This is a genomic window from Pseudomonas sp. 05N36, assembly GCF_056397385.1.
This window is the reverse complement of sequence record NZ_JBFTNH010000003.1, coordinates 95,274-117,427: the sequence shown is the minus strand read 5'-3', so window position 1 is coordinate 117,427 and position 22,154 is coordinate 95,274. Positions and strand designations below refer to the sequence as shown.

The following is a 22,154-nucleotide window of genomic DNA, read 5'->3' as shown; positions in this document are numbered from 1 at the left end:
CAATGATTAATCTCGAAAGTCAGAAGCGAATCGTAGTCACGGGCGCCGGAATTGTCGGACCTCTGGGATGCGGAGTAGAAGAAGTCTGGAAGAGATTGCTGGCCGGACGTTCTGGCATCCGTAGCCTGCCCGACGATATTACTGAGGGTACGGGCGTTGCAGTAGGCGGCCAGGTGCCGTCTTTAGAAGATGATGCCATCGCGGGTTACGACCCGGAGCGCATTATCTCGGCCAAGGATCGCAAGAAGATGGATCGCTTCATCGAGTTTGCGCTTGTGGCCGCGCACGAAGCTCTGGAGCAGGCCGGCTGGCATCCGACGGATGTCGCAGACCAGGAGCGTACCGCTACGATCATTGCATCGGGCGTAGGTGGTTTTGGCGCGATTGCCGACGCTGTACGTACCACCGACGCGCGTGGCCCTCGCAGATTGTCGCCGTTCACTGCACCGTCATTTCTCGCCAATATGGCGGCTGGGCACGTTTCCATTCGGCATGGTTTCAAAGGGCCCCTCGGGGCGCCCATAACGGCCTGTGCTGCAGGGGTGCAGGCTATCGGCGATGCGGCCAGGCTCATCAGAAGTGGCGAGGCGGACATCGCCATATGCGGCGGTACCGAAGCAGCGATAGACCGTGTGACTCTGGGGTGTTTTGCTGCCGCCCGCGCACTATCCACTGGTTTTGCCCAGCGTCCGCAGGAGGCATCACGTCCCTTTGATCGCGATCGTGACGGCTTCGTTATGTCTGAGGGGGCCGGGTTGCTTGTAATCGAGTCGCTGGAGCATGCCCTCTCACGTGGAGCCAAACCCTTGGCGGAACTGGTCGGCTATGGCACCAGCGCCGATGCCTATCACCTGACGGCAGGTCCGGAAGATGGCAACGGAGCACGGCGCGCCATGGAGCAAGCACTGCGGCAGGCCGCTGTCAGTCCTGCGGACGTGCAGCATATCAACGCGCACGCGACCTCCACTCCGGTTGGCGATAAAGGGGAGCAGGCGGCAATTCGCTCGTTGTTCGGGAGTGACTCGGGCGTGGCGATCACTTCGACCAAGTCCGCCACCGGGCATCTTCTGGGAGCGGCCGGTGGTATTGAAGCCATCTTCACCGTACTGGCGCTTCGTGACCAGGTCGTGCCCCCCACGTTGAATCTGGTTCATCCCGATGAGGCGGCCGTCGGGCTCGATCTGGTCGGCCTGAAGTCCCGGAAGACGTTGATAAGGCACGCGCTCTCAAATGGGTTCGGGTTTGGTGGTGTTAACGCCAGCGTCCTGTTCCGCCGCTGGGAGCCTGAATTTTGAGCCTGGCGGGGGGTTGTTACAAACTATCAGGATCCCCAAAAAACATCTGAATCCGCGACCTTAGCCAGCGCTCACCCGGATCGTTGTCCTGAGAGCCGCGCCAGGCCATGTGCAGCTCGAAGGTTCGTGTCGGCAGCGGCGGGTCTTCGGCGCGTACGCCTCCGGCGGCGGTCAGTGCATCGGCGGTGTAGTCCGGCACGGTGGCGAGAATATCGGTGCCGGCCAACAGCGTGCCCAATCCATTGAACTGTGGAACCGCGAGCACCACATGACGCTTGCGTCCGAGTTTCTCCAGTTCTTCATCGATGAAACCGCTGAGGTCGCCGGCGAAGGACACCAGGGCATGGGGGCGAGCGCAGAAGTCGTCCAGGCTCAAGGCGCCGGGGACCGAGTCGGCGCGCAGCAGTTTCGGCATGCTGCGTCGTAGGACTTTGCGTTTGGCGTTGGCGGGCAGATCGGTGGTGTAGCTGACGCCAATCGAGATTTCGCCCGACGCCAAAAGGCTCGGCATCAATAGATAGTTGACACGTCGCACCACCAGCACGATGCCGGGGGCCTCGGCACGCAGGCGCTTCAACAGCATCGGCAGCAGGGCGAACTCGACATCATCCGAGAGACCGATGCGAAATACCGCGGTGCTGGTGGCCGGGTCGAATTCAGCGGCGCGACTGACGGCGGTAGAAATCGAATCCAGCGCCGGAGAGAGCAGGGCGAAGATTTCCACCGCCCGGGCCGAAGGCTCCATGCTGCGTCCGGTACGCACGAACAGCGGGTCGTCGAACAGGCTGCGCAGGCGTGATAACGCCGCACTGATGGCCGGCTGACCGAGAAACAGCTTCTCCGCCGCGCGGGTCACGCTGCGTTCATGCATGAGGGTTTCGAACACGATCAACAGGTTCAGGTCGACACGACGCAGGTCATTACGATTCATCTGGAGTCCTGGCAGAGTCAGCAAACTTGACGAGAGCGGCCATATGAGAACAATGGCCGGCATGAATCTTACGGGGAAAGGCTGTTACTCTGCACCGAGTAATTCATTTTTCCCACAATGCTGGTTCGGTTTTCTACGTTTATTGACGTATTGCCGGAGCTGCGGAATCAATGACAGGCATGTCGACTATTAATAGCCACTGATGGTCTTGGCCAGAAAGCCCAGATAGAGTTCATGGCATTAGAGGTTACTTTGACGAGGTTTGCGATGTCCCGCACGATCCGTTTTCACAAGTTTGGTCCTGCCGAGGTGCTCAAATGCGAAGAGCATGCGGCAGCTCTGCCAGCGCCGGGCGAAGTGCAGGTGCGTGTCGAAGCGATCGGCATCAGTTGGTATGACATCCTCTGGCGCCAGAACCTGGCGTCATCCCATGCCCGGTTGCCATCGGGCCTGGGTCATGAAATGGCCGGCGTGGTCACCGCCGTCGGCGAAGGTGTCGATGATCTGGCCGTGGGTGACAAGGTCGCGAGCTTCCCGGCAGAAAGTCCCAATGACTATCCCGTCTACGGCGAGCAGATCGTTCTGCCGCGTTCGGCGCTGACGCGCTATCCGGATGTGCTCAGCCCGATCGAAGCCGCTGTGCATTACACACCGCTGTTGGTTGCCTACTTTGCCTACGCCGATCTGGCACGGGTCAAACCCGGCCAGTTTGCACTGGTCACCGATGCGAGCCATTGTGCCGGCCCGTCCTTCGTACAGCTTGGCAAGGCCTTGGGTGTGCGGGTCATTGCTGCGACCAAAACGGCCAGCGAGCGCGAGTACCTGTTATCCCTAGGTGCCGAGAAGGTGATCGTCACTGAAGAGCAGGATCTGCTCATGCAGATCAACAAGCTCACCGACAACCGCGGTGTCGACGTGGTATTCGACGGCCTTGGTGGTCCGCAGATGTCGATGCTCGGTGACGTGCTGGCGCCTCGTGGCAGCCTGGTGCTGTATGGCCTGCAAGGCGGTAACCAGACGCCGTTCCCGGCCTGCGCAGCGTTCCAGAAAAACATTCAGTTCTTCGTGCACTGCATCGGTAACTTCACCGGCAAACCGGAACTGGGGATCATTCAGGACCAGGTCGCACTGCAGCGGGCCTTGCGCGATATCAACCAGTTGACGGCTGATCGTGTACTGCTGCCACTCAAGACCCGGGTCTTCCCGTTTAGCGAGTTTGTCCAGGCACACCGTTACATGGATGAATGTCCGTGTCACGAGCGAGTGGCGCTTCAAGTAGAACCTGCATGACGCTTGCGCAAGAGTCCGTGTTGACGGACTCTTGCGTTTTTGTTGGACGGGCAATCCTCTCCTGCCTCTTTGTCCTCTTCCGGTTCAGCAACTGAACTGGTTTTTGCTCCTGATCTGTATCTTCTAATCATCATATAAGCCCTGATAATTGCATGATTAATTTCATCTCAAGGAATAAGTCATGGCTGGGTATCTTTTTTTAATGAGTACTGCTTTTGGTGCTATGTATACGGACCATTGCTCGCTTGCGCTTCGCGTTGAAACGCGGCAAGTAAGCGGTTCGCTTGTTAGTTATGGAAGTATTGCCTTGTTCTGGCTTCCTTATTTCTCGTGCTCATTGTCTGTGGGACGTTGTCGGAAAAATCCTAGGCCGCCCATCCGCTCCGCCAGAGCTCATGGCCTAGGGGGTTGTGGGCGATTGGCTCGGTCGTGACTGTTATTCCTATAACAATCGTTTCAAATAGTTACCACAACCAAAGTGTTAGCATTTGAAAGCAGATACTCACGATAAGCCGTTATCAGCCAGCATCGATCGCAGGTCGTGCAAGCAAATGATTGTTTGTGCGATGCCGACTTTTTGAATATCAGGTAAATGACAATGAGCACAACTCATGATCAAGCGATGAACTATGTCTATCAGCAAGTTTTGCAGCGGTTGCTGAGTTTCTTTTCTCGCGCGGAACGTACTGCATTGCAGCTGTTGATCCAGCGTCTGGTGGTGGCTGCCGGGGGAATGGACAGAATCGGTACTTACAAGGTGCTGATGATGCACTCTGGAACGCGCGACAGTTGCTACACACTGGCATTCCTGCGTGCCGCGCAGTTGAGTATCGCGGGCAGAGCGCCAGCAACCTTTCAGTTGCGTGTCGCCACGCTACGGCTGGGCGGGACGACGTCGATGATCATGGAGAATATTCATAGCAGCTACGGTGCCCTGTTTGTCTACGACGATCCGCGGGTCGAGGTGGTGATGGCCGATAACCGCGAGGTGTTGCCCTTCAGCCATCTGGCGCCGATGTCTGAGGCTGGTCGCGATTTGAATCGCACCAACATGCTGATGCTCGGCCATTTGCGAGGGGCCGGCGGGGTGTTTGAAGCGTGTGGCGACGGCTATCTGGCGACAGGCGAGTTCTACTCGCAGATGGCCCGTTGGGAGGGCGGTGTCGATGCGTTGATCAGCGGTGAAACCGTGCGTCAGCAAAAGCGGTTCTTGGCCGGCCTGATGCATGAGGCACAAAAGGCCGGCTTGCCGGCAATCACTCATCCGGCCTTCAGTTATGAAGGATTGTTTTCAACGCTCGATCAATTGGGCGGCGATTGTTATCGCAAGCTTTATGCGGGCCATGAAACAGTCGAGTGGCGGCCACGCGAGAGTTTTGAGGCGCGACGCGGCGCAGACTACATCGATATCCAGGACCTCGTGACCGGCAACATGGAGGAGCGTTGGCCATTGCTGACCGACTTTCTCGGGCTGCAACCGGATGAAATTGACGTTCACCTGCGCGAAAACGAATTTGCCAGTCCTTTGCTCTCGGCCCATTTGGGGGGCTTGCAGGCCTGCTTCGTGAATGGCCTGGCCTACGAAAGCGGATTCAGCGAGTACATACAACGGGCGTTGTTGAAGATGCGTAAACGACGTCTGCCCGAGCGGCTTTGCGAGCAGGTGCTGGAGGTCTACGGCAATCCGCAGGCAATGGCCGAGCTTCGGACCCAGGCGTCGGCCGAGGCTCAGCAAGTATTGGGGCTCAATGAAACACAGCAGCTGTGCCTGCTGTTCGCTCCCTTTGTCGATGCCGGTGCCGGGCTCGAGCACTTTTTGCGCCGCTGCCATCCCGGCATGTTGGTGGCGATGCCCGAGCTGCACAAGGCGATGCAGGGCAACGCCGCTCCAGAGCAAGTCATGCAATGGATGATCGACGTCAGCGGTCTGCCGGTCAGCCTGATCTGCAAGCTCTACGGCATGCGTTCGGTGTCCGGGATCGGGCTCGAAGCAGGTGATTCGGGCTTGAGTGCCGCAGGCACGGGAAAGTTTGAGGTGGATGACGCGCTGAGTGAACGGTCAGCGAGACGTTGAAGGAGTCTGGTTTGACCGATTCAAACACTACCTGCACCGCGATTGGCCAGCGTTCATGAAGGGGCAAAGGGAAACCGATTTTGCCTACCAGGCCGTGTACCGATACCTGACCACCCTGATTAATGAAATGGCGACTGAAGCACCGATCAAGCTGCCTTCGCTAAGGCAACTGGCAGACCGGTTGAACGTGTCGATTTCAACTATCCAGTACGCTTATTCGCTGCTGGAGAAAGAAGGGCGAGTGTATTCGGTGGCAAAGTCCGGCTACTACGCGTTGCCGGTGTCCTTGAACACGTCGTTCAGCAGCGGCAACGACCTGCTTGAAACGGTCTATGTCAGCGCGAGGCGCCCGGGAATGCTGGTCCTGAGTATCGACGAACCCGCGCTTCTGCAGTCGCTGGACAGTCCACTGTTACTGCTGGAGCGAGAACTGGTGCGCCAGTATCCGCGTCAGCCGCAGCTTCACTCGCAGCCGTGTGGCGAGCTGGAATTACGCACCGCGCTGGCGGCACGCTACACCACTTCACCGGCACGCTGCTGGCACGCCGATGATGTTTACATCGGTGCCGACTGGCGGGGTGTGCTGGAAATACTGATCGCAGTGCTCGAACTCAAGGATGCGACCGTGCTGGTCGAATCGCCCTGCGACTGGGCCATTTTGCGCTTGTTCCAGACCGCTGGCGTGCAGGTGATCGAGTTGCCGATAGACAGCAACGGCTGCCTTGACCTCGAGTTGCTCGAGCATTTGCTCCAGACCGAGGCGGTTCGCCTGGTGGTGCTGTCGTCGGGCGTGAGCATGCCGCGCGGCAGCCTGATGCCGTCGGACAACCGGCAATCCACCGCCGAGCTGTTGGAACAACACGGCAGTTGGGTACTGGAAAACGACATGTATGGCGAACTCGCTCATGAGCCGAATGAAAGTCGTTTTCGCGATGTGCTCGATCCTGATCGACTGATCGTGTTTTCCACCTTCGAAAAGCTCATGGGGCCTGAGGCGCCTTACGGTTATCTGCTTTCACGGCATTTGAGCGCGCAATTGCAGCGACATTTTTTGCTGCGCTCGTTTCGCCTGTCGCCAATTCGTCAGAAAGCCATCGCGCGTTTGTACAGCAGCGGCCGAATCGACCAGCACTTGCAGGTGTTGCGCCGGCTGTTGAAAGAGCGAAAAGGCCGAATGACCCAGATGCTGCAGGACCGTCTGAGCGACTCGCTGGAGTTTGTCGAGCCGGCGGGCGGGGCGACCATCTGGGCGCGCTCGTTACGGCCGGTCGATGTGCGGCGGGTCTTCCAGCGCATGCTCAAGCAACAGGTGGTGATTGCTCCCGGTGAACTGTTCAGCCTGCATGGGCTGCATTCGCAGCACGTCAGGCTCAGCCACACATTCAGCGGGCAGCATGACCTGGAGGCTGCATTGACGATGCTGGCAGATGCGTTGAGGCTTGAACTCATCGATTGACCGGGCGTCAATATACCCAGCCGATGTCTGGATAGATTTTGTCTGGATAGATATCGTCGCTCTCTGGTCAAACTGCCAGTAAACTGCGTCCCCATTCCTGAACCACTCTTTTTCAGAGGTTTTGCATGACACTCAGTCCTTTTGCGGGCAAACCGGCACCCGTAGAGTTGTTGGTCGACATCCCGCGACTGGTAACGGCTTATTACACCGGCCAGCCCGATGCCTCCGTTTCGACCCAGCGCGTCGCGTTTGGTACTTCAGGCCATCGTGGCAGCTCGTTCGAGCTGAGTTTCAACGAATGGCACGTTCTGGCCATCAGCCAGGCCATCTGCCTGTATCGCGAAGCCCAGGGAATCGACGGCCCGTTGTTTGTCGGCATCGACACCCACGCGCTATCGACGCCGGCCGGCGCCAGTGCGCTGGAAGTCCTCGCCGCCAATGGCGTGACCGTGATGATTGCCGAAGGCGACGAGTACACGCCGACGCCGGCTATTTCCCACGCAATTCTTTGCTACAACCGCGGCCGTACGTCGGGGCTCGCGGACGGCATCGTCATCACGCCATCGCATAACCCACCGCAAAGCGGCGGTTACAAGTACAACCCCACCAACGGTGGCCCGGCCGATACCCACATCACCAAGTGGATCGAGGCCAAGGCCAACGAGTTGCTGGCCAACAAGCTTGCCGGTGTCAAACGCATCAGCTACGAGCAGGCACTCAAGGCCAGCACCACCCATCGTCACGATTACCTCAATACCTACGTCGCCGATCTGGTCAACGTGATCGACTTCGACGCCATCCGTGGCGCCAACCTGCGCCTGGGCGTGGACCCGTTGGGCGGAGCAGGGGTGCGCTACTGGTCGGCGATTGCCGAGCATTACCGCCTGAACCTTGAAGTGGTGAACACCCAGGTCGATCCAACGTTCCGCTTCATGTCCGTCGACTGGGACGGTCAGATTCGCATGGACCCATCGTCGAGCTATGCCATGCAAGGCCTGATCGGTCTGAAAGAGCGTTTCGACGTGGCGTTCGCCTGCGACCCGGACCACGACCGTCATGGCATCGTCACCCCGTCCGGCGGCTTGCTGGCACCGAACAACTACCTGGCCGTGTCCATCGACTATCTGTTCCAGAACCGTCCGCAATGGCGCGCCGATGCGGCGGTGGGTAAAACCGTGGTCAGCAGTGGCTTGATCGACCGCGTTGCCAAGCGTCTGAATCGTCGTCTGTACGAAGTGCCGGTCGGTTTCAAATGGTTCGCCGATGGCCTGTTCGACGGCTCGCTGGGTTTTGGTGGCGAAGAAAGTGCCGGTGCCTCGTTCCTGCGTAAGGATGGCTGCGTCTGGAGCACCGACAAGGACGGTCTGATTCCAGCCTTGCTGGCGGCTGAAATGACTGCTCGCACAGGGCGTGATCCAAGCCAGGCTTATCGCGCACTGACCGATGAACTGGGTGAGCCGTTCTCGGTACGCGTCGACGCCAAGGCCAACCCTGAGCAAAAAGCCTTGCTCGGCAAGCTGTCACCGGACCAGGTCAAGTCGACACAACTGGCTGGCGAAGCGATCCAGAGCATTCTCAGCAAGGCGCCGGGTAACGACCAGGCAATCGGCGGGCTGAAAGTCATGACCGAAAATGGCTGGTTCGCGGCACGTCCTTCGGGCACCGAGGATATCTACAAGATCTACGCCGAAAGCTTCATTGGCGACGCTCACCTCAAGCAGTTGGTCAGCGAAGCCCAGACACTGGTAGACAGCGCCATCAGCACCAAATAATCGAGGGCCCCATCACTGCATAGGAATCTACACAACCTTGACATACGGTGAAGCACCACCTCCGTAGCAGCTGCTACGAGTGCTGGGACAGCTAGATGTGTAGAAACTATGCCCGCGATGAAGGCAGTGCAGCCAACATCGATTGTAAGCAAAAAGGGGTGACCTAAATGGTCACCCCTTTTTGCATCCGACCTTCAGCGCATCAAGCCAGGTCCACCAACACGATTTCACTGTCCTCGATGGCGGTCACCCGCAGCACCTGTTCCTGCGCAACCGCTACACCGTCTCGAGCTTGTGCACGCAAGCCATTGACTTCAATGACTCCGGTGGCAGGCACCAGGTACGCCCGGCGACCGTTGTCCAGTTGATACTCGGCGGTTTCGCCAGCTTTCAGGTTTGCCGCCACCAACCGTGCATCGGCGCGGATCCGCAGGCTTTGGTCGTCGCCGGCCTTGCCGCTGGCCAGGGTGACGAAACCTTCGCGCTGACCTTGGGGAAACGGTTTGGCACCCCAGGATGGCGCCAACCCGGTTTCATTCGGGATGATCCAGATCTGGAAAATCTTCGTCGATGTCGATTCCAGGTTGTACTCGCTGTGAGCAATCCCGGTGCCGGCGCTCATGACCTGTACATCACCGGCCTCGGTGCGGCCCTTGTTACCCAGGTTGTCTTCATGGCTGATCGCACCTTCGCGAACGTAGGTGATGATTTCCATGTCCCGATGCGGGTGTTTCGGGAATCCGGTACCCGGCTCAATCACATCGTCGTTCCACACCCGCAGGTTGCCCCAGTTCATGCGCTTGGGGTCATGGTACTCGGCGAACGAAAAGTGATGATGGGCATCCAACCAGCCATGGTGGGCGCCGCCCAGGGAATTGAAGGGTCTGAGTTCAAGCATGATCGTCTCCTGAAAAGGTTCGTCATGGGGCGGAACGCTTGAGCCGCAAAACGAGAACCGGTGGTTGATGGCAAACATCATCTATCAGTCAACAATCGATAAAAAGCGTAAAAACTGCCTTAATCTGATCAGTTTATTAGATGTTATTTAAAGACTATATTCTACGTTTCAGCATTCACTTCATCGCTTAAACCAATGATGGATAAGCATTTGACTAGAACTCGCCGGCAAATGAAGACACCATAGCCTGCAACAGCCTCACACCCTGGAGTCAGCGTGCCGCGCCACAATCCCGATCTTCCTTCCGAGCTTTTGCCCCTGGCCGAGATGCCGTTGCTCAAACGCCTGGCCGCGCGTTTTTTTGGCCACGGCCTCAACCGCCTGCACGCGCAGCATCGGGCGTCCTGGCTGCACGGCCAGGCCGACGGCTTTCGCAGCGGTCATAGCGCCGGCGTCGACTACGGCTACAAGGAAGGCAAGCTGGACGGAATAGAGGAAGGCCGTCAGGTACTGCTGATCCGCGACAGTCGATCCACCGAGCATCCGGCGCCGCGCATTGATGAAAACCTGTTCGACGACTGGCGGCTGCCGCTGAGTGCCGAGATCAAGAAACGCATGAAGGCCGATGTCGCCCGCTTGTTGCCGGAATCGGCGCAGCCGAGTGCTGCACAGTGGAAGATGATCTTCAGCGACACCCCTTCGACTTCGGTGATCGCCGGGGCGGGCGCCGGGAAGTCCACAACCCTGGCGCTGCGCATTTTGCTGCTGACCCATTACCTGGGGTTTGAACTCGATTCGTTGACCGTGGTGACATTCACCCGCGAATCGCGCAAGGACTTCATCAACAAGCTGATCGGGCTGTTTGCCGTGTGGGGCCGAGCGCTCTCCCAGAAAGACGCCCGCGATCTGGTGCGAACTTTCCACTCACGCATTCTGCCGATGGTCCGCAGCCTGCCGGGATTCGAGCGGCTGCAGGCCTTCGAAAACCTCAGCGGTCGTTCGCTGTTCGATGAGGCAGAGGTCGACAGCAACCCGTTCGATCTGCGGATCAACGACACTCAGCGCCAACTACTCAATGCCTGTTTTCACCGGCTGTTTACCCAAAGCGAGCGCTTTCGCGAGCTGATCACGCCGCTGTCCCGTCATGCCTTGCAGCTCAAGGAGCTGGAACGCGATCATCCGGATGTGCAAAAGCGTATGGCGGTGACTGAACTGGCGGCCAAGCGCGATGAAGAACTCTGCGATGTCGTCGAAGATCTGTGGATTCACGCAGGCGCCTGGCCGATCAAGGGCATTGAGCCGAGCCGCCAGACATTCGAGATCAACGGTTCGACCTTCCATTGTCACGGTTACATCCCGACGCTCGACGCCTGGGTGGTCCTAGGCTTCGACCCTCGTGAAAACCCGCAAGTCAGCCGTCCCAACGCCAAACTGACGGTTCGCGCCGAATGGGCAGTCAAGCGCACCCTATTTCAAGCTTTCTGCCGTAAGCCTTTGATTTGGCTAGATAGCTACGAGTCTTCAAAACGCGTCTTGGCCACGCTGGCCGGGGATGCCAGCGCCGGGCCGGGGTTCGATTACAAGGTCAAGGGCGAACTGGGTTCCGCGCCGCTGCTCGACTGTTTTGTCGCGGCGGCCAGCTTTATCGAAAACCTTGGGCTGGATGTTCCGGCTGCCGTGGGCCAGATGAGTTTCGCCAAGGACGATCCGGACCGTTTGTTCTTTGAAGCGCTCAGCCTGTACTGGCGAGCCCTGGAGGATCACCTGCTGGATCAGTCGCCGCCGGTGATGACCTACAACCGGATGTTCGCCTTGTTCAGCGAGCATTCGCCAGAAAACCTCAAGCTGCTGAGCGATGAGTTGCTGCGACCGATGTCGCATTTGATGATCGATGAATTTCAGGACGTTTCCCCGCAAATCGTCTCCTGGATTCGCGCAACCCTGATGGAAATCCGCAGCCGTGGTCCGGCCATGCACATCGGGCGCGGGGCGCAACGCTCGTCGCTACTGTGTGTCGGCGATGACTGGCAGTCGATCTATGGCTGGCGCGGCAGTTCGCCGAAGTACTTCATGGAGTTCAACAAGGAATTTCCGTCACCCGCTACCACACGGGTAATGCTCAGCGAAAACTACCGCAGCCATCAGCACATCATCGACGCTGCCGAGCATATCGTGCGCGCCGCACCGGCGATTCCCGGCAAAAAAGCCAAGGCCAGTGGCGAGCCGGGGGAACTGCTGCCGGTCAACGTCCATGATCGGGATGATTCGGCCATGGCCAAGCGTCTGACGGAACACTATCGAAACGGTGATTCAATCTTGATGCTTTATCGAAAAAGTAGCGATAAGTCATTGATTGAAGAGCATATTTTGCCTGTAGTTAATGCTGATTCTAGCTTGCCGTTCGAGGCTCGACGGCTCAAGCAGCTGACCTATCACAGTGCCAAGGGGCTTCAGGCAGACGCGGTATTCCTGCTCGGCGATTGCCAGCACCTGACCAGTTCACCGTACAAGAATCAGGTCTATCGCATGGCCGGGCTGGGCAAGGACGGCGACGCGGAGCCTTATGACAGTGCACAGAAAGACGAAATTCTGCGGTTGGCTTACGTTGGCATCACCCGGGCAGTGAAGCACTGCTATTGGTATGTCGATGGCCAGGACAATCAATCGGTCAATATGCCCAAGGCATCCGACAGGATCGCGCAGGGCAAGCCTTTCTTCGCCGATCAGCGAGTTGGCAAGCCGTCAGCCTGAACAGGATGGTGCAGGCATCCGGAATGCCTCCGAACGAAAAAAGCCCACGCTGCGTGGGCTTTGATATCAAGGGTGCGGCTCAAGAAGCACTTTTCAGGGCAAGCGGAGGAGCAAAGGCTTCAAGCTCATCTTCCACCGCTTCGATTATGCGTTCGACATCGGCGGCGTTCATCACGGTAGCGCAGGGAATTCCCGCAATGGCGATCATGGTCTCGCCACTGGCACGATCAAACAACCGGGCAATCATACTGTCCGGGGCATCCATGCTCGCCTCGAATCCCATGGGATGAAAATACCAGCGCATCAGCTGGCAGGCGTTTGGAAACGTAACCTTACTCAACGACACTCTATTCATGTGTTGCCCGCCTTGTTCATCGAGCGCGTCCGTTAGCCCGTAGTTAGGAGGGATGAGCCCTCACTGGCCCAACCGTTAGAATTTTAAAAATAGCACTCGTTGGTGAAAGGACCGTGAAATCTTTAAGGCCGTTTGGCGATTGAAGCGCTGTCATTGATCTGGATCATGTTTTGTGGGGCATCGGCCGGAGCGCCGCTGTATCTGTCGATTAAAGTGAGCATTGAAGCCTTGGCCGAAGTTCGGCAAGCTCGGTTTTTCTGTCGTTGAGTGCCCTATGCCTGCCCACGATGATGGCCCGCTGCAAACCCGGGCAACCGGCGAAACCGTGCTGCGTTATCACTTGTGCTGGAAGCACCGGGACCTGGACGGCGTCATGGCGCTGTATCACCCGGACATCCAGTACAACGACTTTTTCCAGAACCGCACGCTTGGTTTGAGTGAGCTGCGCGAGTACGTGCGCAGCAGCATGCCGCGCGATCCGGATGAGGCGCTGGAACATTCGGACCGGATTCGCCTGGACGGCAACACCGCATTCATTCAGTACCGGGTGACGTTACGCGGCGGCGAAGGCTTGGTGTCGTTTCGCTCCAGCGAGGCGATCACCGTGCGCGACGGGCTGATCTGGCGCGTCAATGAATACGCCTCGCTGGTCCACGAACAGGCGTCCAGCAAGTCGGCCGCCAGCTCGCGCCCGGCGGTCAGTCGACTGGGGCTTTCGCCGCGGCAATTGAGTTTCATGGCTGAGGACCTGCAACAGTACTTCGAGCGTCAGCAACCCTATCTCGACCCGGAACTCGATCTGCAACGGGTGGCGAAGGAGTGTGGCTACAGCCGAAATCAGATTTCCTATCTGCTGAACCAGGTGCTCGGCCAGAGCTTTTACCGTTACGTGAACCAGGCACGCCTGCGGCACTTGCTGGCAGCGCTGGACACGGCAACGCCGCCGCTGCGCATCGACGAGCTGGCGTTCGCCGCCGGTTTCAACTCGCTTTCGGCGTTCTACAGCTGCTTTCGCCAGCACACCGGCCTGTCACCCAAGACCTACGCCAAACAAATTTCCTTGCGTGCACGCGCGCAAGACAGCCACTGAACCGAGGCACTAGGATCGACGACATCGAAGTTTGAGTGGCGGAGTCTTGCATGCCGGCGTGGCGCACTATCAGTTTGTGGATGGATCAGCTTGAGGAGCCGTTGCTGGCTCGGCCGTCGCTTGAGCAGGACCTGGACGTCGATATCGCAATCATCGGCGCTGGTTATACCGGTCTTTGGACCGCTTATTACCTCAAGCGTCAGGCGCCTGACCTGAAGATCGCCATCATTGAAGCCAGGACCGCCGGTTTCGGTGCATCGGGGCGCAATGGCGGTTGGCTGATGGGTAATTTGCTGGGCGAGGAGCGTTTACTCGCAGGCTTGCCGGCTGAGCAGCGCCGCGCGTCTTTTGATTTGCTGCACTGCATTCCCGATGAAGTGCAAGTTGTCCTCGAACGAGAGGGCATCGACTGCGATTTTCGCAAGGGTGGGGTGCTTTACTGCGCAGCTCGTTACCCCGAACAGGAAAGCAGCCTGCGCCGCTATCTGGACTCGCTCTACCGCCAGGGCCTGAATGAAGCCGATTACCGCTGGCTCAACCCCGAGCAACTCGCTCAGCAGATCCGTGTGGCCAAACCCTACGGCGGAGTGTATGCGCCACATTGCGCGACGATCCAGCCGGCGAAGCTGGTGCGTGGCCTGGCGCGGACGGTGGAGCGCATGGGCGTCAACATCTACGAAAACAGCCCGGTCACACAGTGGCAGTCCGGCCGTTTGCGCACCGCCAAAGCTTCAGTGCGCAGCCGTTGGATCGTGCCGGCCGTGGAAGGCTACGCCGTGACGCTGGCACCGTTGGGGCGATATCAATTACCGGTGCAGAGCCTGCTGGTGGCGACCGAACCCTTGTCCGCCGCGACCTGGGACGAGATTGGCCTGGACCGTGGTCAGGCATTCAGCGAAAGCAGCCGTCAGGTGACTTACGGTCAGCGCACCGCCGACAACCGACTGGTGTTCGGTGCCCGTGGCGGCTATCAGTTTGCCGGCAAGCTACGCCACGACTTTGACCTGACCCGCAATGAAGTCGAGTTGCGCCGCTACCTGTTTGGCGAGCTTTTCCCGCAGCTGAAGCATGTCGAAATCACCCATTTCTGGGGCGGCAACCTCGGCATGTCCCGACGTTTCAAGCCGCACATGCTCTGTGATCAGTGCAACGGTATCGCCTTGTCTGGCGGTTACGGCGGCGAGGGAGTCGGCGCAAGCCATCTCGGCGGCAGGACCCTGGCAGACCTGATCCTTGGACGCGACACCGAGCGGGTCCGCCAGCCGTGGGTCATCACGCAGGGTGGCCTCGACGCGCTCAAAGCCTGGGAGCCGGAGCCGCTGCGCTGGCTGGGCTACAACGCGATCATTCGTAGTTTCATCCATGAAGACCAGACCCTGGCCGACCCGACCAGCGCGCCATGGCGCCGCAGACTGGCCTCTCGGGTCGCGGGTTTCATGGAAGGTTTCATGCAGTAAACGCCGTACCTACGTCTTGATTTTCTGATCCTCTGATCACCCGAAAACCTGCCAATAAAAACGCCATACAGGAATCGAATCGTGATCCGTACCCCCAAAGCTTCATCAATGAAGGCTCCCTTGTTGCTGGCGCCGCTGATGCTCGTTGCGTCACTCAGTCAGGCCGCCGAAACCGTCAAGATCTACAACTGGTCGGACTACATCGCCCCGGACACGATGAAAAACTTCCAGGCGCAAACCGGCATCGGTTTCAGCTATGACGTCTACGACAGCAATGAAACCAAGAGCGACACCAAGGTGTATCCGAGCCCGGAAATGATGGGCAAGCTGATTGCGCTGGAGTCCATGCCACTGAACATCGACCGGATTCGTTCACGGTTGTGGAAGAAGATTCGGACGGGGAGTTGAGGGGTTACATCTGGTTGAGCTTTGCGCCAGCCTGAATGTCGTTATCGTTGTAAGTTCCGAGCCACCTATGAATGGATGAAGGGGCAAGGAATGCCTGTTTCAACGAATGCGGGACTATTGCGCAAGGGACGGGTGTCGGAGGTTGGGCGGATTTATTTGCTGACTGCAGTCGTCCATCAGCGCCATCCGGTTTTTGCGGATTGGCGCTTGGGGCGGTTGGTCGTGGAGCAACTCAAGCTTGTTCAGGAAGATGATTGGGCAGATTTCTTGACCTGGGTTGTGATGCCAGATCATTTTCATTGCCTGCTTGAACTGCGAGAAAAGACGTTGGCGCAAGTGATGTGTCGTATCAAGTCGCGCAGTAGTTTGGCGGTGAATCAGGCATTGGGGCGTAAAGGACGTTTGTGGCAGAAGGGGTATCACGATCGCGCTGTTCGCACTGACGAAGACGTGAAAACCCTTGCACGATACGTCATTCAAAACCCGATTCGTGCCGGGTTGGTTCAACGGGTTCACGATTATCCGTTATGGGATGCGTGCTGGTTCTAATGCCGAGGCGCCTGGTTTACGACTGCTTCGCAGCCGAACGCGGCCTGCGGCCGCTGCTACAGGGTGTGTGCGCACCGCAGCTTTTGTAGCAGCTGGCGCAGCCGGCGTTCGAGTCGGTCCGCGTTCGGGCGCAGCGCTCGCCAATGCGGACGACTCGGTGAATCTGATGCACCGCAGGGCATGGTTTTACGGCGGCTTCGTAAACCCGGCAGTTGATGTACTTCAATCCGAATATTTACTGCGCGTATTGAGTATAAGTGGGTGAAGGAATCCAAATAAAACTGCGACGTAGTAATCAAATACAACTGTACTGCTATTTAATATTTAAATAGAAGATTGTCCGACAATCCTATTGAGGGATTGAACCACAAAGATTATTTCGACTCGTCGGTCATTGTTTTCGGGAGTTTTGTGGAGCAGTTCAATTTGACGTCAAAAAAATAGTAGACGTCTGATTTCGAAATGTGTCAGCTTTCTTACGCCTTCATTGGGCGAGTGATAGGACGATCTCGCCAGAGATTGTCGCTGTCTGACAAAAACTGTTCCATTGCTAAACAAGGAAGTGTGTTTATGTCGAAAGTAAAAGTGAACGCTATTGACTCACTGGCCGCCACAAGTAGTGCGTGGTCGCAGATCGATAGTTTCAGCCATCAGTATGACCGTGGCGGCAATCTTACGGTCAATGGCAAACCCTCCTACTCGGTAGATCAAGCTGCGACGCAACTGCTGCGTGATGGTGCCTCCTGGCACGATCTCAACGGCAGCGGCAAGATCGAACTCACGTACACGTTTCTGACCGCACCGACGTCGAACTTCAGCGGTCTGGGCGTTACCGGCTTTAGCCAGTTCAGCTCTTTGCAGAAGGCTCAGGCCGTGCTCGCCATGCAATCCTGGGCAGACGTGGCCAATGTCACCTTCACTGAAGCCGCCAAGGGCGGTGACGGTCACATGACCTTCGGCAACTACAGTGGCGGCCAGGAAGGTGCAGCAGCATTCGCCTTCCTGCCGGGTACCGAGCCTGGCTATGACGGCCAATCGTGGTACCTGACCGGCAGTGGCTACAACGTCAACAAGACCCCGGGCGTGAACAACTACGGTCGTCAGACCCTGACTCACGAAATCGGCCACACCCTCGGCCTGTCTCACCCTGGCGACTACAACGCCGGCGAAGGCAACCCGACCTACAACGATGCGTCCTATGGCCAGGACACGCGCGGCTACAGCCTCATGAGTTACTGGAGTGAAAGCAACACCAACCAGAACTTCAGCAAGGGTGGCGTCGAGGCTTATTCGTCCGGTCCGTTGATGGACGATATCGCTGCGGTGCAGAAGCTCTACGGCGCCAACATGAGCACCCGTACCGGTGACACCACCTACGGCTTCAACTCCAACGCCGGCCGCGATTTCTACAGCGCGACCTCGTCGTCGGACAAAGTCGTGTTCTCGGTGTGGGACGCGGGCGGCAAGGACACCCTGGACTTCTCCGGTTTCACCCAAAACCAGAAGATCAACCTCAATGAAGCCTCGTTCTCCGACGTTGGTGGCATGGTAGGCAACGTTTCCATTGCCAAGGGTGTGACCATCGAGAACGCCATCGGCGGTTCGGGCAACGACTTGCTGATCGGTAACAGCGTGGCCAACGAGCTCAAGGGCGGTGCCGGCAACGACATCATCTACGGTGCCGGTGGCGCGGACAAACTCTGGGGTGGCAGCGGTTCCGACACCTTCGTGTTTGCAGCTAGCTCCGACTCCAAGCCGGGGGCGGCCGATCAGATCCTGGATTTCACCAGCGGTCTGGACAAAATCGACCTGAGTGCCATTACCAACGGCGCAGGCCTGCACTTCGTGAATTCGTTCACCGGTGCAGCGGGCGACGCGGTATTGAGCACGATCTCCGGTGGCAGCAGCCTTGCCATCGACTTTTCCGGGCATGGCGTGGCGGACTTCCTGGTCACCACCATTGGCCAGGCAGCTACCACGGACATTGTGGCCTGAGTCGATGACTATGGGGGCAGCGCATCTGCGCTGCCCTTTGTCCTTGCCAGCACCGCTGCGGTAGGCGAGGCTGCATAGGCTACAACCTGGAACGAAGCACCTTATGACCCATAACGCCTTTACCTACAGGGCAATGGCCTGGCTGATTGCCACGCTGATGATGTTTTCTGGAGATGTAGCCATGGCAAGCAGCCTGAGATTAGCGGACCCGTCGGAACTGGCCGGGCAATGGCAGGTTTACCTGACGGCACAGCCGCAGAACACCTGTTCACTGGAACTTGTGCAAAATCAAACATTGGCGGGCGATATTCAATGCCTCGCCAGTTGGCTGAGTGAAACACCCGTTGGTTGGTTCCCGGAACCCGACGGTATATCGCTGACGGGTAAAGAAGGTTCAAGAATTATTCATCTTGGCCGACAGCAGGAAGGGCGCTACGAAAGTACCAAACACTCTGATCCGCAGATTGTCCTGCAACGCGCTCCAAACTAAGAGCGCCAGGGTAAGTCGAGTCTTTTCCTGTAATGGAAATAACGACGCCCTCACAGTTTTTTGCTGACCGGTAAATAACCTGAACTCTATATCGTCATGACATAGAGTTCGTTCGCCTGCCAGTTGCATTATTAAAAGCATGTCCCAGCCAGCGTGGGGGGCAGTTTATTGGAACCGTGTCGAACTACCGCACGGGCTATCAGCTCAGGGAAGATCAATGAGAATGGCGAAGACCACTCCCACTGCACCGCTATTGAAGGCGCTGGGCGACTATAAAAGTATTCTGATCAGCGTCGGTTGTTTCACCGCATTGATTAACGTACTGATGTTAGTGCCGTCGATTTACATGCTCCAGGTCTATGACCGGGTACTCTCGTCGCAGAATGAAACCACCCTGGCCATGCTGTCGCTGATGGTGGTGGGTTTCTTTGCGTTTATCGGTTTGCTGGAGACCGTGCGCAGCTTCATCGTGATTCGCATCGGCAGCCAACTGGAGCGACGTTTCAATCTGCGGGTCTATCAGGCCGCCTTCGAGCGCAATCTGTTCAAGGGCGAGGGCAACGCCGGCCAGTCGTTGGGCGACCTGACCCACATTCGCCAGTTCGTCACGGGACCTGCGCTGTTCGCGTTCTTCGATGCACCGTGGTTTCCGGTCTACCTGTTCGTGATTTATCTGTTCAATGTCTGGCTTGGGGTGTTCGCTACCGTCGGCGCGGTGCTGTTGATCGGTCTGGCGTTCCTCAATGAGGCGATCACCAAAAAACCCTTGGGTGAGGCCGGCGGTTACTCGCAGCGGTCCACGCAACTGGCCACCAGTCACCTGCATAACGCCGAGACCATCCAGGCGATGGGCATGCTCGGGGCGTTGCGCAAACGCTGGTTCCAGGTGCATTCACGTTTTCTCGGCTTGCAGAACCAGGCCAGCGATACCGGCGCGGTCATCAGCTCCTTCAGCAAGACCCTGCGTCTATGCCTGCAATCGCTGGTGCTGGGGTTGGGTGCCTTGTTGGTGATCAAGGGCGAGATGACCGCCGGGATGATGATCGCAGGGTCCATCCTGATGGGCCGGGTTCTGAGCCCGATCGATCAGTTGATTGCTGTCTGGAAGCAATGGAGCGGGGCGAAGCTGGCTTACCGACGGCTGGACGCTCTGCTGCAAGAGTTCCCACCCAATGAAGATGCCATGGAGTTGCCTGCGCCCAAGGGCCAAGTGACCTTCGAACAGGTCAGCGCCGGCCCGCCAGGTCAACGCACAGCAACCCTGCACATGGTCAATTTCAACCTCAGGGCTGGTGAAGTGTTAGGTGTGTTGGGGGCTTCCGGCTCCGGCAAGTCGACCCTGGCCCGGGTGCTGGTGGGCGTCTGGCCAACCCTGGTCGGCACCGTGCGGCTGGACGGTGCGGACATCCATCGCTGGAACCGCGACGACCTCGGTCCCTACATCGGCTATCTGCCACAGGCCATCGAACTGTTCAGCGGCAGCGTCGCCGAAAACATCGCGCGCTTTCGCGAAGCCGACCCGCAGAAGGTGGTCGAGGCCGCGCAGCAGGCCGGTGTGCACGAGATGATCCTGCGCCTGCCGCACGGCTACGACACCGTGCTGGGCGAGGATGGCAGCGGTTTGTCCGGCGGCCAGAAACAGCGCGTGGCCCTGGCCCGAGCGCTGTATGGCAAGCCGAGCCTGGTGGTGCTCGATGAGCCGAATTCGAACCTTGACACCGTTGGCGAGGCTGCATTGGCCAGTGCCATCGCACAGATGAAAGCCCAGGGCACCAGCGTGATTCTGGTGACCCACCGTTCCTCGGCGCTGGCCCAGGCCGACAAGTTGCTGGTGCTCAACGAAGGCCGCCTGCAAGCCTTTGGACCGAGTCAGGAAGTGCTCAAGGCGCTGTCTGGCGCACAGCAGTCTGGCGCACAACAGGAACAGCCACGGGAAAAAAAAGCCGCAGCACCGGCCGGGCTCAGCATGAGCCGCCAGTATCAGGCCCCGACCAAGAGTAGTGGTGTATGAGCAAGGACAGCGGCATGACAATCGAACAAGCTTACGCACCGGAGCGTCCTGAGCGCGACGCCGGTTATTTTGCCCGCCTGGGCTGGATACTCGCCGTGGTCGGCGCCGGCAGCTTTTTTCTCTGGGCCAGCCTGGCGCCTCTCGATCAGGGGATTCCGGTGCAGGGCACGGTGGTGGTGTCCGGTAAGCGCAAGGCCGTGCAATCGATGAGCGGCGGGGTGCTCAGCCGGATTCTGGTGCGTGAAGGTGAGGCGGTGAAGCAAGGGCAACCGTTGTTTCGCCTCGACCAGACGCAGGTCGAAGCCGATGTGCAATCCCTGCAAGCCCAGTACCGCATGGCCTGGGCCAGCCTGGCGCGTTGGCAAAGCGAGCGTGACAACCTCAAGCAGGTGAGTTTCCCGGCCGAACTGAGCAACGACCCCGACCCGCGACTGGCGTTGGTGCTGGAAGGCCAGCGGCAACTGTTCAGCAGCCGCCGCGAAGCGTTTGATCGTGAGCAGGCCGGGATGCGCGCCAACATCGAAGGTGCCAACGCACAACTGGCTGGGATGCGCCGGGCGCGCACCGACCTGACCGCGCAGGCCGAATCCCTGCGCCAGCAACTGACCAACCTGCAACCCTTGGCGGACAACGGTTACATCCCGCGCAACCGGCTGATGGAATTCCAGCGTCAGCTCTCGCAGGTGCAACAGCAACTGGCGCAGAACAGCGGCGAAAGCGGGCGAGTGGAGCAGGGCATTCTTGAAACGCGCTTGAAGCTGCAACAGCACAGCGAGGAATACCAGAAAGAGGTACGCAGCCAGTTGGCGGACGCGCAGCTCAAGAGCCTGACCCTCGAGCAGCAACTGACCTCGGCCGGTTTTAATCTGCAACAGAGTGAAATCGTCGCGCCAGCCGACGGCATCGCGGTCAACCTCGGTGTGCACACCGAAGGCGCGGTGATTCGTCCGGGCGAAACCTTGCTGGAAATCGTGCCCCAGGGCACGCGTCTGGAGGTCGAGGGTCATTTGCCGGTGAACCTGATCGACAAGGTCGGTAGCCACTTGCCGGTGGACATCCTGTTCACTGCCTTCAACCAGAGCAAGACACCGCGCGTGCCGGGCGAAGTCAGCCTGATTTCCGCCGACCAGATGGTCGACGAGAAAACCGGCGTGCCGTACTACGTGCTGCGCAGCAGCGTCAGTGACGTGGCCATGGAGAAACTCAACGGTCTGGTGATCAAGCCGGGCATGCCGGCCGAGATGTTCGTGCGCACCGGCGAACGCTCACTCCTCAACTATCTGTTCAAACCTCTGCTCGACCGGGCAGGCTCCGCATTGACCGAGGAATAAG

General features: G+C 58.5%; 16 protein-coding genes and 1 pseudogene. 14 read left to right on the top strand and 3 right to left on the bottom strand.

What is annotated here, in order from left to right:
• Positions 1 to 2: 2 nt before the first annotated feature.
• On the top strand, positions 3 to 1,295 hold the full coding sequence (gene fabF / locus AC1DIH_RS05395) for a beta-ketoacyl-ACP synthase II (RefSeq protein ID WP_477770899.1): 1,293 nt from the start codon (positions 3 to 5) through the stop codon (positions 1,293 to 1,295).
• A 16-nt stretch (positions 1,296 to 1,311) separates the two neighbouring features.
• On the opposite strand, the gene AC1DIH_RS05390 is transcribed toward fabF, so the two are convergent.
• Positions 1,312 to 2,226, bottom strand: a complete 915-nt coding sequence (locus tag AC1DIH_RS05390; protein ID WP_019690206.1) for a LysR family transcriptional regulator — start codon at positions 2,224 to 2,226, stop codon at positions 1,312 to 1,314.
• Between the two features lie 267 nt (positions 2,227 to 2,493).
• Here AC1DIH_RS05390 and AC1DIH_RS05385 point away from each other — a divergent pair, with 267 nt between their 5' ends.
• The 4 genes from AC1DIH_RS05385 to pgm all read left to right on the top strand — a co-directional run bounded on the left by AC1DIH_RS05385 (position 2,494) and on the right by pgm (position 8,818).
• The gene (locus tag AC1DIH_RS05385) at positions 2,494 to 3,516 is read left to right on the top strand and encodes a zinc-dependent alcohol dehydrogenase family protein (protein WP_054597238.1); all 1,023 of its coding nucleotides are present in this window, start codon (positions 2,494 to 2,496) and stop codon (positions 3,514 to 3,516) included.
• A 598-nt stretch (positions 3,517 to 4,114) separates the two neighbouring features.
• Positions 4,115 to 5,590, top strand: a complete 1,476-nt coding sequence (locus AC1DIH_RS05380; protein WP_477770898.1) for a hypothetical protein — start codon at positions 4,115 to 4,117, stop codon at positions 5,588 to 5,590.
• A 55-nt stretch (positions 5,591 to 5,645) separates the two neighbouring features.
• A complete protein-coding gene (locus AC1DIH_RS05375) occupies positions 5,646 to 7,046 on the top strand; it encodes an aminotransferase-like domain-containing protein (RefSeq protein ID WP_477771080.1) in 1,401 nt (466 codons plus the stop codon).
• Positions 7,047 to 7,171: 125 nt separating this feature from the next.
• Complete coding sequence (pgm, locus tag AC1DIH_RS05370) at positions 7,172 to 8,818, top strand: phosphoglucomutase (alpha-D-glucose-1,6-bisphosphate-dependent) (protein ID WP_477770897.1); 1,647 nt, start codon at positions 7,172 to 7,174, stop codon at positions 8,816 to 8,818.
• 202 nt (positions 8,819 to 9,020) lie between these two features.
• Here pgm and AC1DIH_RS05365 read toward each other — a convergent pair whose 3' ends face one another.
• On the bottom strand, positions 9,021 to 9,716 hold the full coding sequence (locus AC1DIH_RS05365) for a pirin family protein (protein WP_477770896.1): 696 nt from the start codon (positions 9,714 to 9,716) through the stop codon (positions 9,021 to 9,023).
• Positions 9,717 to 9,992: 276 nt separating this feature from the next.
• On the opposite strand from AC1DIH_RS05365, the gene AC1DIH_RS05360 reads away from it, so the two are divergent.
• The gene (locus AC1DIH_RS05360) at positions 9,993 to 12,467 is read left to right on the top strand and encodes a UvrD-helicase domain-containing protein (protein ID WP_477770895.1); all 2,475 of its coding nucleotides are present in this window, start codon (positions 9,993 to 9,995) and stop codon (positions 12,465 to 12,467) included.
• Between the two features lie 79 nt (positions 12,468 to 12,546).
• Here AC1DIH_RS05360 and AC1DIH_RS05355 read toward each other — a convergent pair whose 3' ends face one another.
• Positions 12,547 to 12,822: a DUF1652 domain-containing protein gene (locus AC1DIH_RS05355; protein WP_019690213.1), complete on the bottom strand. Its 276-nt coding sequence runs from the start codon at positions 12,820 to 12,822 to the stop codon at positions 12,547 to 12,549.
• A gap of 274 nt (positions 12,823 to 13,096) precedes the next feature.
• On the opposite strand from AC1DIH_RS05355, the gene AC1DIH_RS05350 reads away from it, so the two are divergent.
• The 8 genes and pseudogenes from AC1DIH_RS05350 (at position 13,097) to AC1DIH_RS05315 (ending at position 22,153) form a co-directional block, all read left to right on the top strand.
• Positions 13,097 to 13,912: an AraC family transcriptional regulator gene (locus AC1DIH_RS05350; RefSeq protein ID WP_477770894.1), complete on the top strand. Its 816-nt coding sequence runs from the start codon at positions 13,097 to 13,099 to the stop codon at positions 13,910 to 13,912.
• A 50-nt stretch (positions 13,913 to 13,962) separates the two neighbouring features.
• On the top strand, positions 13,963 to 15,369 hold the full coding sequence (locus AC1DIH_RS05345; protein WP_477770893.1) for an NAD(P)/FAD-dependent oxidoreductase: 1,407 nt from the start codon (positions 13,963 to 13,965) through the stop codon (positions 15,367 to 15,369).
• 108 nt (positions 15,370 to 15,477) lie between these two features.
• Positions 15,478 to 15,648 (top strand): annotated as a pseudogene (locus AC1DIH_RS05340) (spermidine/putrescine ABC transporter substrate-binding protein PotF); the annotation flags it as partial.
• Between the two features lie 219 nt (positions 15,649 to 15,867).
• Positions 15,868 to 16,326: an REP-associated tyrosine transposase gene (locus tag AC1DIH_RS05335; protein WP_477770892.1), complete on the top strand. Its 459-nt coding sequence runs from the start codon at positions 15,868 to 15,870 to the stop codon at positions 16,324 to 16,326.
• A 570-nt stretch (positions 16,327 to 16,896) separates the two neighbouring features.
• Positions 16,897 to 18,321: a serralysin family metalloprotease gene (locus tag AC1DIH_RS05330; RefSeq protein ID WP_477770891.1), complete on the top strand. Its 1,425-nt coding sequence runs from the start codon at positions 16,897 to 16,899 to the stop codon at positions 18,319 to 18,321.
• A gap of 103 nt (positions 18,322 to 18,424) precedes the next feature.
• Positions 18,425 to 18,811, top strand: coding sequence for an AprI/Inh family metalloprotease inhibitor (locus AC1DIH_RS05325; protein ID WP_477770890.1), 387 nt, complete (start codon positions 18,425 to 18,427; stop codon positions 18,809 to 18,811).
• 217 nt (positions 18,812 to 19,028) lie between these two features.
• Positions 19,029 to 20,822, top strand: a complete 1,794-nt coding sequence (locus AC1DIH_RS05320) for a type I secretion system permease/ATPase (RefSeq protein WP_477770889.1) — start codon at positions 19,029 to 19,031, stop codon at positions 20,820 to 20,822.
• Between the two features lie 14 nt (positions 20,823 to 20,836).
• Complete coding sequence (locus AC1DIH_RS05315; protein ID WP_477770888.1) at positions 20,837 to 22,153, top strand: HlyD family type I secretion periplasmic adaptor subunit; 1,317 nt, start codon at positions 20,837 to 20,839, stop codon at positions 22,151 to 22,153.
• Position 22,154: the final 1 nt, after the last annotated feature.